The 15,340-nt window shown below is 29.7% G+C and carries 12 protein-coding genes and 1 other RNA gene; 1 reads left to right on the top strand and 12 read right to left on the bottom strand.

The window, feature by feature from the left end; all coding sequences use genetic code 11:
* Positions 1–4 precede the first annotated feature (4 nt).
* The 9 genes from HZY82_RS03305 to gmk all read right to left on the bottom strand — a co-directional run bounded on the left by HZY82_RS03305 (position 5) and on the right by gmk (position 8,346).
* A complete protein-coding gene (locus HZY82_RS03305) occupies positions 5–1,066 on the bottom strand; it encodes a PTS sugar transporter subunit IIC (RefSeq protein WP_135155967.1) in 1,062 nt (353 codons plus the stop codon).
* Positions 1,067–1,223: 157 nt separating this feature from the next.
* A complete protein-coding gene (gene rsmG / locus HZY82_RS03300; RefSeq protein ID WP_135155968.1) occupies positions 1,224–1,934 on the bottom strand; it encodes a 16S rRNA (guanine(527)-N(7))-methyltransferase RsmG in 711 nt (236 codons plus the stop codon).
* Positions 1,927–3,813, bottom strand: a complete 1,887-nt coding sequence (gene mnmG / locus HZY82_RS03295) for a tRNA uridine-5-carboxymethylaminomethyl(34) synthesis enzyme MnmG (protein WP_135155969.1) — start codon at positions 3,811–3,813, stop codon at positions 1,927–1,929. The genes rsmG and mnmG overlap by 8 nt, the downstream gene beginning before the upstream one ends.
* Positions 3,814–3,960: 147 nt before the next feature.
* Positions 3,961–4,407, bottom strand: coding sequence for a flavodoxin domain-containing protein (locus tag HZY82_RS03290; protein ID WP_135155970.1), 447 nt, complete (start codon positions 4,405–4,407; stop codon positions 3,961–3,963).
* A gap of 47 nt (positions 4,408–4,454) precedes the next feature.
* Positions 4,455–4,970: an Rrf2 family transcriptional regulator gene (locus tag HZY82_RS03285; RefSeq protein WP_135155971.1), complete on the bottom strand. Its 516-nt coding sequence runs from the start codon at positions 4,968–4,970 to the stop codon at positions 4,455–4,457.
* Between the two features lie 12 nt (positions 4,971–4,982).
* Complete coding sequence (locus HZY82_RS03280) at positions 4,983–6,119, bottom strand: THUMP domain-containing class I SAM-dependent RNA methyltransferase (protein WP_135155972.1); 1,137 nt, start codon at positions 6,117–6,119, stop codon at positions 4,983–4,985.
* 120 nt (positions 6,120–6,239) lie between these two features.
* Positions 6,240–6,621, bottom strand: an RNA gene (gene rnpB / locus HZY82_RS03275) — RNase P RNA component class B.
* 888 nt (positions 6,622–7,509) lie between these two features.
* Complete coding sequence (rpoZ, locus tag HZY82_RS03270; protein WP_135155973.1) at positions 7,510–7,707, bottom strand: DNA-directed RNA polymerase subunit omega; 198 nt, start codon at positions 7,705–7,707, stop codon at positions 7,510–7,512.
* A gap of 12 nt (positions 7,708–7,719) precedes the next feature.
* Positions 7,720–8,346 (bottom strand): guanylate kinase, encoded by a 627-nt coding sequence (gene gmk, locus HZY82_RS03265; RefSeq protein WP_167753208.1) that lies wholly within the window; start codon positions 8,344–8,346, stop codon positions 7,720–7,722.
* Positions 8,347–8,480: 134 nt separating this feature from the next.
* Between gmk and HZY82_RS03260 the strand changes: the two genes are divergently transcribed.
* Positions 8,481–10,133 (top strand): Rqc2 family fibronectin-binding protein, encoded by a 1,653-nt coding sequence (locus HZY82_RS03260; RefSeq protein ID WP_135156184.1) that lies wholly within the window; start codon positions 8,481–8,483, stop codon positions 10,131–10,133.
* A 21-nt stretch (positions 10,134–10,154) separates the two neighbouring features.
* Here HZY82_RS03260 and gorA read toward each other — a convergent pair whose 3' ends face one another.
* The 3 genes from gorA to rny form a co-directional block, all read right to left on the bottom strand.
* Complete coding sequence (gorA, locus tag HZY82_RS03255) at positions 10,155–11,507, bottom strand: glutathione-disulfide reductase (protein ID WP_135156183.1); 1,353 nt, start codon at positions 11,505–11,507, stop codon at positions 10,155–10,157.
* A gap of 14 nt (positions 11,508–11,521) precedes the next feature.
* Positions 11,522–13,627, bottom strand: coding sequence for a DNA topoisomerase 3 (locus HZY82_RS03250; protein WP_179938629.1), 2,106 nt, complete (start codon positions 13,625–13,627; stop codon positions 11,522–11,524).
* Between the two features lie 108 nt (positions 13,628–13,735).
* Complete coding sequence (gene rny, locus HZY82_RS03245; RefSeq protein WP_135156181.1) at positions 13,736–15,286, bottom strand: ribonuclease Y; 1,551 nt, start codon at positions 15,284–15,286, stop codon at positions 13,736–13,738.
* Between the last annotated feature and the right edge of the window lie 54 nt (positions 15,287–15,340).

Below are 15,340 nucleotides of genomic sequence, written 5' to 3'. Positions count from 1 at the left end.
TATTTTATTTTCCGTAATTTCCACTTTCATAAGCATCTTTTTTGTATAATTTTAATACATCTCCAAATAACTTATCAAATAGGAAAGCTGATGAAAATGGAATTACAACATAAGTTAATAATGCTACTAAAAGACTAGCTCCTTTTTCAATAGCTTTTAATGGTCCTATCAAACCAATTATTCCGAATCCAGCACTTGTTTGATCTCCTAAGATATTAAAGAACCAAGCCCCTAATCCACTAACTGCGGCTGTTGCAAAAATTGGAACTAATAATAAGGGTGTTCTTGCTACATTAGGCATCATAAGTTTTATTGCTCCAAGTACGATAGCAACACTTACCCCTGAAGGATTCTTAATTTTTATAGAACCTACCATTAATACTGCCGCCGCTGAAACAACTCCGATTGCTGCTGCTCCAGCTCCTAAGTAGTTAGCATTAGAGAACAAAACAATTCCCATAGCTACTGTAGATAGTGGAGTTACGATAAATAATGAAAATGAAAGAGCAATTAATACTGCCATAGTCGCTGGTTGAAGAGTAGTAAATGTCATTACTCCATCAGCTAAAAACTTAGTAATTTTCTTAACATGTGGTAATGTATATAAACCTACTAAAGCAGGAATTCCCCCACCAATTATCGGTAAAAAAATGATTGTTAAAGACCCAAATTTACCACTTAATTTATGAATTAAGTAAGTAGCAAATAAAGCAATCAATAATACATTAATTAAATCACCCATCGGTACCGTTGTATATACTTTTAATTCTGAATTATAAACTATTGAACCCGAAGCTACCAGTAGTGCTGCACCTAAAACTGTATTTTCTAATGCAGTAAACTTCATAGTCATACCTATGGCAGTACCAACTAATACCGGTACTGCAAATTGTAATAAATAGACTGCTTGAGACGCTGTTTTAAAAAATTCTGGTAAAAATAACATTCCTGCATATTTGAATACTGCACTTAATACAGCATTAGCAATTAAACCAGAAACAACCCCTACAGCCATACCGTTTAATACGGTATTAAATAAAGACTTAAATGTTAGTTTTTCAGTCATAATACATATCTCCTAAAATATAAAATTAATATCAATAAATATAAATACATAAATGATATAAAAATATGATAACATATTTTCAGAATATTTCAATAGTTTTTTTTATTTTTCCCAAAAATAAATGCACTCTATTTAAAAATAGAGTGCATCTCCTAGTTTATATTATCGGATTTTTAAGCGGTGTCCCTGCTTTTCTTGGATATTTATTAGGAGTTTCTTTTAGCTTTATAATTTTTAGAATATGTCTTTCATCTCCATCAATGTAAAATTCTGAATCAGTTTCTAACTCAGCACCCAGTAATTTTATAGCCTTAGTAGCTTCTTCTTTTTCTTGATTAGATTTCTGTGCCTTAAGACTTAAGAAATAACCACCTTTTTTTACCAATGGAATACATAACTCTGATAGTACATTTAACCTGGCTACAGCTCTAGCTGTAACTATATCGAATGATTCTCTATAATTTTTGTTTTGTCCAAAATCTTCCGCTCTTGAATGTACAAAATTATAATTTTCTAAACCTAATTCTTCTGCCAGTAGATTTAAAAATTTAATTCTTTTATTTAAAGAATCCACAATTGTAACTTCAAGATGTGGGTATATAATCTTCAAAGGAATCGATGGAAATCCTGCTCCACTTCCCACATCACATATTGATTTTACATCTTTAAAATCATGATAGAATGCAGTTGCTATGGAATCATAAAAATGTTTAGTATAAAAATCATCTTCCTCTGTTATAGCTGTAAGATTAATTCTTTCATTCCAATATACAACTAATTTATAGTATTTCTCTAATTGAGATTTTTGTAAATCATTAATTAAAATCCCATTAATTTCTAAATTATTATAAAAATCTTCCTTATTCATTAGTTTTTCCTGCTCTTTTTTGTTCTAAATAGATTAATAAAATAGATATGTCTGCTGGATTAACTCCCGAGATACGTGATGCTTGCCCTATTGTTAAAGGCGCTATTTTAATAAGTTTTTCTCGAGCTTCTAGGGATAAACTTGGAACATCATTATAATCTATATCCAATGGAATTTTTTTAGCATCCATTTTCTTCATTTTTTCTACTTGTTGTAGTGACTTCTTAATGTAGCCTTCATACTTAACTTCTATTTCAATTTGCTCAATAATTGCCATAGGTAATGTGACCTCTTGATTAGCTAAGTACATAATGTGTAAATAAGTTAACTCCGGTCGTCTTAGCAAATCAATAGCTAAAATACCATCACGAAGTTCAGCAGTATTCAATTCCCTCATTTTTTCTAAGGTTGCTTTTGTTGGTGTAATTCTAAAAGTTTTTAATCTTTCAATTTCCTCATTAATCAATTCACGTTTTTTCTTGAATTCTTCATATCTATCATCACTAATAAGTCCATTTTTATAAGCAATGTCAGATAAACGCATATCAGCATTATCATGTCTTAATAATAACCTGTGCTCTGCTCTAGATGTTAATAAACGGTAGGGTTCATTAGTTCCTTTAGTTACTAAATCATCAATCATTACCCCTATATAGGCTTCATCACGTCCCAAAATTAAAGATTCTTGTCCTAATACTTTAGCAGCTGCATTAATACCAGCCATGATCCCTTGACCAGCAGCCTCCTCATATCCAGACGTTCCGTTTAATTGACCCGCAGTAAATAAGCCAGAAATCAATTTAGTCTCTAAAGTTGGATATAATGTTGTTGGATTAATTACATCATACTCTATTGCATAACCATTTCGCATAATTGTAGCATTTTCCAATCCTTTGATTGATTTAATCATATCCCTTTGAACATCATCTGGTAAAGAAGTTGATAAACCTTGAACATAAATTTCTTTAGTCCCACGCCCTTCAGGCTCTAAAAACAATTGATGTCTCTCTTTATCATTAAATCTTACATACTTATCTTCAATACTCGGGCAATATCTTGGACCAGTACCTTTAATAACTCCTGAATACATAGCCGAACGTCCTAAATTATTAGCTATAATTTCATGAGTTTCTGAATTTGTATAGGTTAACCAACAAGGTACTTGATCCTTAACAAATTCTGTTGTTTCATAAGAAAATGCATATTCTTTCTCATCTCCAGGCTGAATTTCTGTCTTAGAAAAATCTACCGTATCAGCCTTTACTCGTGGAGGCGTTCCTGTCTTAAATCTTAATAATTCAAAACCTAATTCCTCTAATTGTTTTGGTAAGTCAATAGATGGCAACTGGTGGTTAGGTCCTGAAGAATACTTAGTTTCTCCAATTACTATTTCCCCACGTAAATATGTACCCGTTGTTATAACTATCGCTTTGGCACCATAACGTGTTTTAAGCATAGTTTCTAAACCTACTACTTTACTATCTTCTATTAGCAATCTTTTTACCATTGCTTGCTCAATATCTAAATTCTCTGTATTTTCTAATAAACGTTTCATTTCTAATTGATACTGAACTTTATCAGATTGTACCCTTAAAGCTCTAACTGCAGGTCCTTTGGCTGTATTTAACATTCTAATTTGAATATTAGTTTTGTCTGCTATTCTTGCCATAGCACCACCCAAAGCATCAACTTCCCTAACTACTACTCCTTTAGCTGGCCCTCCAATAGCTGGGTTACATGGCATAAAACCAATAGTATCTAGATTAGTAGTTACCATAAGTGTTTTAGCACCCTTTCTGCTAGAAGCTAAAGCAGCCTCTATTCCTGCGTGTCCCCCACCTATTACTATTACATCATATTCTTTAAAAAATTGTGTCATAATTCCTCCTAAATATTTACTTAAATAAATATCAAAATTATGCTTTCACCAAAATTTTGAATAAAATAAACTTATAACTTATACTAACATAATTTTAATTTTTTAACTACTAATTCCTCCTCTTAAAAAAACTAGCACTTAGGCTAGTTAATTTAATGCTGCTATAAAATCTTTAACAAATTTTTCTAAATTTTCCTCTTCTTCTTCCGTATCTACTTCAAATTCAACTTTTAAATTTTGAGTTGGATTATTTGCACCTGAAGCTTTTATTCGTTTATCAAATTGGTCTACAGCAGAACAAAAATGCTCATAGATTGTATCTCCTGTACCTATAACTCCAAATATCTTTCCAGATAAATCCATATCTGCTAATTCTTCAAAAAATTCTTCCATTTCACTCGGTATATCACCTTCATCATAAGTATAGCTTGCAACTATAAAAGCATCTGATTCTTCCACTATTGAAAAATCATCCATATCTTCAATAAAATGTAATTCTACATCAGTATCCTTTTCACGAAATTTTTCCACTACAAGTTCACTCAGTGTTTCTGTATTCCCTGTCAGACTTGCATATATTAAATTGACAACCATTTTCTTTCTCCTTACCTACTTAATTTAATAAAAGATTGTAAGCATAGCTACAATCCTTTGTTTTCTTCCATTTTTTTATAAATATTTTCTAACTCTTTTTCCCACTTATTCCAGTCTAACTTAATATCAACATTTTCTTTCAAAATATTTGCTACAACATCATCAATCGTAAATGAGTTAAGGGCCTCCTCTAAAGCTAGGTTTATAGCATTTAGATGCTCAAGATATTCTTCATATCTTGTATGGGTATGCCTAACACCTGTAAATATTTTCTCGATATAGTCAGATTTTAAAACAAAAATCTCTACTTTTCCGTTTATAGCTTTATATATTTGATAAAATGTTACTTTTTTCTTAGGTCGATATTTGTACCCGCCTCCTACTCCTGGATTAGCTTTTACTAATTTATTAAGAACTAACTTTCTCATAATTTTTTTCAGATAAGTTTGAGAAATATCCAGACGCTCACTTATTTCTTTAGAACTTAAATAAATATTTCTATCTTGAATATACAACAAAATCATTATGCAAATAGCCTGTTCTGTTCCTTTTGTTAAATGCATAATTTAATCTCCTTAATTATTATTTCTTAATCTTTCTCCCCAGTACTGGTAGTAAGTACACTCAATCGAACCATTGAACAATTTTCTTCTTTTAGTAGCTTTCTTACCATATAGATTCTCAAATAATTTATGTGAAGTTAATAAATATAAAGACCAGTATGGTTTATCTTTTAAAGCTTGCCCTAAAAAACGATACATCTTCTCAACTTCTGCTTTTTCCCCAATACGCTCTCCGTAAGGTGGATTAGCAATTATGCAAGCTGTTTCTTTTTTAGCAACAAAATCATAAACTGTCATTTGTTTTAACTCTATAAGACTACCTAAGCCAATTTCATCAACATTATTTTGAGCAGTCTCAATCATTTTAGGATCTAAATCAGAACCATATAATTCTAATTCTTTTTCATAGTCAATTGCTTCTTCTGCAAAATTTCTTTCTTCCTCCACTAATGCCTTTGGCATCCAGTACCATTTTTCAAAATCAAATTTTCTGTTTATACCTGGTGCCATATTTTGTGCCATCATTGCTGCTTCTATTAATAAAGTACCTGATCCACAAAATAAATCATAAAAGGGAATATCACCTTTCCAGTTTGTTAACTTAACCATTGCTGCAGCTAATGTTTCTTTAATAGGTGCTATCCCTTGGTTAGCTCTATAACCACGTTTGTGCAACCCATCTCCAGAAGTGTCTAACAATATAGTAGCTTCATCATTAAGCATTATAATTTCTAACCTAAATCTTGCTCCTGTTTCCTGTAACCAACCAGAAATACCATATGATTTTTTCATTTTTTCTACTATTGCTTTTTTTACAATTGATTGACAATCCGAAACACTAAACAATTTTGACTTATGACTTCGACCATCTACCGGAAATTTAGCATCTTCTGGTAGATACTTAGCCCAATCAATTGCTTTTGTTTTTTCAAATAATTCTTCAAAGGTATAAGCTGGAAATTTAGCAACAACAATCTTAACTCTATCAGCACATCTTAACCACAAGTTAGATTTAACTATAGCTCTCTTATCTCCCGAATAATATACCCTTCCATTTTCCACTTTAGTTTCATATCCTAATTCCTGTACTTCTTTAGCTACAATCGATTCTAAACCCATAGGCGTTGTAGCAACTAAATTATATTTCATTATTTTCTCCTAATTAGATTGATATACTAATAATCATTGTACTATATTTCTCAAAATTAACCTAGTAAAAATCTATAAATAAAAAGGTAGAATTAAATTCTACCTCCTAGTTATTTACTTTATCATAAGCCATATTCTGTCTCTATCCTTACTCAAACAAGAACTAGAACTTTCGTAAAGATAGCTGTGATCATCTGTCTAGACAATATTATTGTCTCCTATTTCTATATTCATTTCTATGAAATAAGTGCTTCTACCAAAATTTGAATTGCTCGCTCAAGGGGTTTACCGCGTTCCACTTCTCATATTTCTATGAAAACTCCGTCACTGTGGCACTTTCAAGATATAATATTCCATATACAGAGTACTTAGGAATATTTGTCTGCCGTTACAACATAGGTGTACCTAAACTTATTGTTTCGTTTAGCATGAACACTACAAGCATCTCAGCTTGTGCGAGTATGGACTTTCCTCACCTAAAAAGGTGCGATCACATCAAAAGCAAATCTAATTATATCATAATTTCTATTTTTTTACCATAGGATTTAAAAAAGTTAGTAAATAGTCGCAAAATGCAGAAGAGTAATCTTAGAAAGATAAGATTTAAACGAAATAAAAAAGAGTATGACAAATTGAAAGTGATAAATGTTTTACAGCTTTCGACAGCTATCATTCAATTAATCAATACTCTTTTAAAAATTTTTAGATGAACTATAATCAGCCGAAAAGTTAATTGTAGAACTCATCTTTAGTATACTATGAAATTAAATATTTTACAAAAAATAACAATTGTTTGTTTAGTAATAACATTCATATTACAATTGTATATAATATTTTTTAAATAAGGAGTTTTATATGAAAACAAGTGATGTACAAAAAAGAGCTAGTGTCAAATGAAATAGTAATAGATAGATGAAAAAAGAATTATATAGTGAAAAAATCAATAGCAAAAAGTTTTATAAAAACACTTAACTTCTGTGATTTCTAAAATATGATGTAGCTATAAAAAATGATATATAAGATTTAAAATTTTTTAATTTTTAACAAAAATATACTCATTTCATCCCCCATAATAAAAAAACTAATACAAATGTACTAGTTTTTTAACTTAACAAATAATACTATAAAAATTCAAAATAATGTAAAAGCTAATATAGAAAATTTAGATACTAAAGCTAAAAAAATCTAATTAACTTGAAAAACCCCTAAGCATTTATTTACATTAATTATAAGTCAAAAAATTTTGAATAAAAATGGATAAAAACTCTATATATTTTAAAAGTCTAAAGTAATACTTAAAGTTTCATCTCCAACTTTATAAACTACTTTTAATAACTCCTACTAGATTAATAAGTCTAATTTTCTTATTTATAGATATTTTTTATAGTATTTATTTTTTTAAAACATTTATTTTTTCTGCTGCGATTTCTTCTAATGCTCTTCCTACTTCTTTGTGAGAAACATATTCATCTAATTTTCCATCTTCAGGATTTTCAAATAATTCTCTAGCTCTCTTACTGGCTAAAGACACTAACATATATTTAGAATTTACAGCTTTTTTTAATACGTCTAACTTTGGATATAACATCACTATTCTCCTTTAAATTTCATCATCTTCTAATTCTAATAAAGCTCTACGGTATTGCATTTCAACGCGTTCTCTTCTCAAATGCTCACTCTTAATAATAGCATTAATTCTATCAACCGCTAAATCTACTTCATCATTAACCACAACGTAGTCATATAGATACATCATTTGAATTTCTTTTCTTGCTTTTTCTACTCTTTCTTGGATAACCGCCTCAGTTTCTGTTCCTCTACCTTTAAGACGACATTCTAAATCTACAATACTTGGTGGTGCCAAGAAAATAAATAAAGCTTCTGGCATCTTATTTTTAACCTGCTCAGCTCCTTGAACTTCTATTTCTAAAAAGATGTCCTTACCTTTCTCCATTGTTTCCCTAACATATTTTACAGGTGTTCCGTAATAATTATCCACATATTTAGCATATTCCAATAATTCACCTTGTTCAATTAATTCTTCAAATTCTTCCTTTGTCTTAAAAAAATAGTCCATCCCTTCTTCTTCTCCCACTCTCTTAGAGCGAGAAGTCATAGAAATAGAATATTCATAGTCTACATTATTTTCAAACAATGCTTTTCTTACTGTTCCTTTCCCGACTCCAGAAGGTCCAGATAGTACAATTAATAATCCTTTCTCAATCATATCATACCCTTTACTAAATTATTTAATATTATCTATTTATCTTATCACATTTGTAGTGTTTTTAAAACTGATTATGTGTTAATTAGTCTATTTTTATGTTATCATTAATTCTAGTATAAGAAAGGAGTATTAATATGACATTTGATGGTTTTTTTATAAATAAACTAATTACTGAATTAAAATCCGAATTAGAATTCTCTAGAGTAAATAAAATAAATAATATTTCTAACAATGAGTTTATACTTACTATGAGGAAGAATAAAAATAAAAAATTGTTTATTTCATTAAATCCCCAAAATTCAAGGTTACATATAACTACACATAATTATGAAAATCCTAAGACACCCTCAAATTTTTGTACTTTATTAAGAAAGCATCTCAATAACTCTTTATTAGAATCTATTAACCAGATTAATAATGATAGAATTATAGAATTTAAATTTAAAACAACTGATGAGTTGGGCTATAGAAAAAATATTTACTTGATTGCAGAACTTATGGGAAAACATTCAAATTTAATTCTTACAGACCAAAATAGAAAAATACTTGATTCTGTAAAAAATAGTTATGATATAGAATATGCAAGAACAACTATTGCAGGACTAGATTATAAACTTCCTCCAACTAGTTTTAAAATTAATCCATTTAATTTCGATAAATATATAAATATAAATAGTTCTGATTTTTCATTCAAAACTCTACTCAATAATTTCTACGGTGTCTCTAAAAAATTAGCTCAGCAATTTACATCTCTTGAGGAGTTTAAATTTTTTTGTAAGAACTTTCAAAATATTGGTAGACCCCTATCTTTAAATATAGACAATAAGGTAGATTTTTATTTCTTGAACCTAAAAAATTCTACCGAAAGGTTTTCTTTCGATACTTATTCTGAATTATTAGATTTTCATTATATGAATATAAACAATAGTGACAATACTGTAAAAAATAGTAAATCCTATCAATTTGTGGTTAATAAAATACAGAAATTAGAGAAAAAAATTATTATCTTACAAAAAGAAATTGAAAAAGCATCATCTGAGAATATGTATCAAATAAAAGGTAATTTATTATTAGCGAATAATTATCTATATAAAAATTCTATTCCAAAAAAAATCATATTACAAAACTTCTATTCAGATGAATTAGAAAATATAGAAATAAAATTAGACCCCACTCTATCTATAGAACAAAATGCAAAATATTACTTCAATATAGGTAAAAAAAATAAGAAAAAGCGTGAGATTCTATCTGAACAGGTTGAAATTAGTAAAAATGAATTACTATATTTCAAAAATTTGGAAACTCAGATTGAAAATGCAAACGTATCTGATTTAGAAGAAATTAAAGAAGAACTACTTAATTATGGCTATATAAAGGAGAAAATAAACAAAAAAAATAAGAAAATAAAATACACTATTATTAACTATAATGGAACTGACATCTATATTGGAAAAAATAATCTTCAAAATGATACAATAACAAATAAATTGGCCAAGAAAAACTATTTATGGTTTCATATAAAAGACTTGCCTGGTAGTCATGTAGTCATTTTTGATGCAAATCCTGATGAAGAAACTATTAATATTGCTGCTATGCTAGCCGCCTACTTTTCTAAATCAGCTTCGGAAGACTCAGCAATAGTAGATTACACTTTAATAAAAAATGTTAAAAAAATACCTTTTGCAAAAAAAGGTATGGTTACATATACTAACCAAATGTCTATTAAAACTAAAATCGATAAGCTAGTCTTGCTTAAACTTCTAAATAAAAATACTAAGTCCAATTAAAATCGGACTTAGTATTTTATTTTATCTCATTGTTACAAATTCTTCTGACCCTGTTGGGTGGATAGCTACTGTATTATCAAAGTCTTTCTTTGTTGCCCCCATTTTAATAGCAACAGCAAATCCTTGAATCATTTCATCAACACCATAGCCTATTCCATGTAATCCTATAACCTTTTCATCAGGACCTAAACATATTAATTTCATCACTGAAGCTTGTCTATGACTTGTTATAGCTGAGTACATCGGCGTAAATGATGATTTATAAACTTTAATATTTTCCTTTCCATACTTATCTATAGCCTGTTTTTCTGTTAAACCAACCGTTCCAATTGCTGGATGTGCAAACACAACTGTTGGTATATCAGTGTAATCTAAATGTTCTTCTGGCTTATTGTTAAATAATCTTTCTGCTAATTTTCTTCCAGCAGCCACTGCTACTGGCGTTAATTCAACTTTTCCAATGACATCACCAACTGCATAAATTCCTTCAACATTTGTATTTTGGAATTTATCAACAACAATATATCCCTTTTCGTTTAATTTAACACCTGTTACATCTAGGTTTATTTCATCAGTCAATGGTTTACGTCCTATTGCCCATACTAAATAGTCAACAGTAAATTCTCTTCCATCTTCTAATATTAATGTTAAAGAATCATCCTCATTTTTAACAACTTTCTTAGGTACTGCAAAGCTATGTAAATTTGGTCCTTCTTTTTCAATAATTTCTTTCAATGTTTCTACAATAGTTTCATCAAAATTTCTTAATGGTGCATGTTGTCTTACAAATAAGTGAGTTTCAGAACCTAGTTCCTGTAAAACTCCTGATAACTCAACAGCTATGTAACCTGCTCCTACTACTGCAACACGTTTAGGTAATTCTTTAAGGTCAAATATTTCATTAGATGTTACTCCATATTCTGCTCCTTCAATATTAGGAATTACTGGTTTTCCTCCAGTTGCAATTAAAATATGAGGTGCTGTATACTGCTCTCCGTTTACTTCAATAGTGTTTTTATCTACAAACTTTGCATATCCTTTTACTACATCTACTCCATTGTTAGTTAATACTCTATTATAAGATGCGTGAATTCTTTCAATATAAGCTGTTCTGTTTTTCACTAATGTTTCAAAATTAAAGTCTTTAACCTCTACATTAAAACCATAATCACTAGAATATTTGTATATTGCTTCTGCTACCTGAGCACCATACCACATAACTTTTTTAGGAACACATCCAAGGTTAACACAAGTACCTCCTAAATCTTTAGCTTCTACCAATAAACATTTTTGTCCGTATGATGCAGCTCTATTTACAGAAGAAATACCTCCACTTCCTCCTCCTATTGCGATATAGTCATATTTTTTTACCATAGTCTTTCTCCTTATTATTTTAATTTCAATCCTGTTAATAATTCTTTCATAGGATTATGATTTTCGGTTTCTTTTTTCATATACTTCTTCAAATCTTTATATGAAGCCTTATCTCTTTTATTTGACTTAATATTTTTATCAACTTCCTTTTGTTTAATAGAATTACCACATACACATCTATATGTAGCATTGTCACCTTTACCGAACATCGTCATTCTCTTTTTACAATTTTGGCAACGAAGGTTTGTTAACCTACTAATGACTTTTCTATTCTTACAACTTGGACTAGAACATTTAAGAATTTTACTTCCTTTTTTATCAACCACAAGCATATAGCTACCACAGTCTTCACATTTTTTACCAGAAATATTATCATGTTTAAACTTATCTTCACTAGTTTTAATTTCTGAAATAAATTCCTTGGTATATGATTTTACTTCATTTAAGAATGTATCTTTAGATAGTTTATTCTTAGCAATATTATATAATGATTTTTCCCATAAAGCCGTTAATGATGGACTCTTTAATTTTTCAGGAACTAGATTCAATAATTGCCTAGCCTTATTGCTAGTTTTAATTATCCCATTATCTAATACTAGATAATCATTAGTAAATAATTTTTCTAATATATCTGCTCTTGTAGCTACTGTTCCAATTCCATTTGTTTCCTTTAGAATCTTCCTTTCAGCTTCACTATCTACATACTCAAAAGGATTTTCCATAGCATAAATCAAACTTCCTTCTGTAAAGTATGAAGGGGGGGTAGTTTCTTTCTTCGCATATGTCAGGCTTTCCACTTGTCCGGATTTTATAGGTTCAACTGATTTTTTCGATTCTTCATCAAAAATTTTATAACCTAATTTTAAGCTTTGTTTACTAGTATTTGAAAATTTCTTACCATCAATTTCAAAGTACATTGTTATTTCTTTATACTCGTAATTATCGAGCAGATTTTCTAAAAATCTTTTAGTTACTAAATTATAAATCTTAGTTTCCATATCCGACATAAGCATATAATTTGCTCTCTCTTCTGTTGGAATAATTGCATGGTGATCAGTAACCTTAGCATTATTTACTATCTTAGTAGATTTAATATCTTTTGCTTGTAATATTTGCTTAGCTACACTTGAATATTCTCCACCACTTATTGCCCTCACTCTATCAATAAGAGTAGATTTCATATCACTTGTGATATAGCGACTATCTGTCCTTGGATATGTCAGAACTTTATGCTTTTCGTATAAGGACTGTACAATATTCAAAGTTTGCTTGGGAGAAATTTTATAAAGTGAACTTGCTAATTGCTGTAAATCTGTAAGATTATATAGAGCTTTTGGACTAGAACTTTTAACTTTTTCCAAAACTTTTATGTTAGTAATATTAAAGTTTCTATTTTTCTTAACAAAATTATCTGCCTTGTCTATACTAAAATCACTATCATTGGATACAAATGTTATCCCATCAACTTTAGCTTCGTAGGTGAAATATTCTTTTGGTTTAAAGTTCTTAATTTTTTCTTCCCTATTTAGCACCATTTGTAAAGTTGGAGTTTGCACTCTACCACAATTTAAGGAGGCATTATATTTAAGAGTTAATGCCCTTGAAGCATTTAATCCAACAAGCCAGTCAGCATTTGCTCTAGCAATACCTGAATGATATAGACCTATATAATCTTTAGCGTTTTTAAGATTTCTAAATCCCTCTTTTATAGCCTTATCAGTTACAGAAGAAATCCACAACCTTTTTAATGGTTTATTTGTTTTAGATTTATCAATAATATATCTAGCTACAAGTTCTCCCTCACGTCCAGCATCGGTGGCTATAATGATTTCATTTATGTCTTTTCTATTTATTGCTGTCTCAATGATTTTATATTGTTTAAAAGTTTTCCCTATAACTTCTGTTTTCATAAATTTTGGAATCATTGGTAAATCTTCTAAAGTTACATTTGAAAATTCCTTATACTTATCAGGAGTTTGCAATGTTATTAAGTGACCTAAAGCCCAGGTAACTACATAATTTTCTCCTTCTAAACATCCATTTTTGTTTTCTTTAGCAGCCAAATTTCTAGCAATATCTCTGGCTACTGAAGGTTTCTCACAAAGTACTAAACTTTTCATTTCTGCTCCTTCTTAATTTCTTTGCTTTAATTATAAACCTTCACTACATATTTTCCCAATAATTGAACTGAAAGATAATAAAAAAGAAGTAGCTTTCGCTACCTCTATTTATTTTGCAATCTTAACTGCTCGAACTTCTCGAATTACATTTACTTTTATATTTCCTGGATACTGCATTGTTTCTTCAATTTTATTTCTGACTTCTTTAGCAATCTTATATGCCCTAGTATCATCAATTTCTTCCGGATTAACAATTACTCTTATTTCTCGTCCGGCTTGAATAGCATATGTTTTCTCGACACCTTTATGCTCATTTGCTATTTCTTCTAATTTTTGAAGTCGTTTAATATAAGTTTCTAACGACTCTCTTCTAGCTCCCGGTCTAGAGGCTGACAAAGCATCTGCTGTTGCAACAATTACAGAAATTGGATTATCTGCTTCATAATCTCCATGATGTGATGCTATAGCATTTATTACAATAGAGTTCTCTTTGTATTTTTTAGCAAGCTCAACTCCAACTTCAACATGCGATCCTTCTACTTCATGATCAACTGCTTTACCTATATCATGGAGTAATCCAGCACGTCTAGCTATAGTGACATCAAGACCAAGTTCTCCAGCAATAATTCCGGAAATATAAGCTACTTCTATAGAGTGTTGTAGTCCATTTTGGCCATAGCTTGTTCTATACTTCATTTTTCCTAATATCTTAATTAAATCTGGATGCATATTATGAATACCTAAATCAAATGTAGCTTGCTCTCCTGCATCTCTTATGACTTGATCAATATTTCTTCTAGCTTTTTCTACAGTTTCTTCTATTTTAGCTGGATGTATTCTACCATCTTCAATAAGCATGTGGATAGCTGTCTTGGCAACTTCTCTTCTTATCGGATCATATCCTGACAGTAAAACAGCTTCAGGAGTATCGTCAATGATTAAATCTACCCCTGTCAAAGTTTCAAGAGTTCGAATGTTACGACCTTCTCTACCAATAATTCTACCTTTCATATCATCTGTAGGTAGATTTATCACTGAAACCGTAGTCTCACTTACCACATCAGCAGAAAATTTTTGCATTGATTGAACAATAAGTTCTCTAGCGCGCCTATCTGCTATATCCTTAGCCTCAATTTCTCTATTCCTTATATAAATAGTTGTTTCTTTAGTCATTTCTTCTTCTAACGAAGACATAATTTCTTCTCGAGCTTGTTCTTCAGTAAGATTTGCAATTCTCTGCAACTCATTTTCTTGTTGAATTTTCAACTCATTCACTTCACTATTTTTTTCTTCAAGTAGTTGTAATTTTTCATCTACTTTAAATTCCCTAGAACTGATAAGCTCATCTTTTTTACTAATAAGCTCACTTTGTCTTTCTAAAGTGGATTCTTTTTGAATAAGTCTTTCTTCTTGTTTTATAATATCTTGTTTTTTAAATTCAATTTCTTTATTAGCTAAATTAATTATTTCACTAGCTTCTTTTTTTGCTAAAAGAACTTCTTTTTCTGAAATAAATTTAGCCTCTTTTTTTGCTTCGTTAATGATATGATTAGCGTCTTGTTTTGATTGAATTAATTTACTTTGAATAAGATTTTTAGCAACAAAATATCCAAATAAAAGGCCAACAAGTAAAGTTGCAATAATGCTTCCTACAAACATCTGCAACCTCTTCCTACTAAATTAAATTTTGATACACCTTTTAGGTAATATCAC

This window comes from Gemella sp. GL1, from assembly GCF_013415365.1.
GTDB lineage: Bacteria > Bacillota > Bacilli > Staphylococcales > Gemellaceae > Gemelliphila.
Note: the sequence above shows the minus strand (reverse complement) of the source record. Positions and strands in the feature narration are given on the sequence as shown.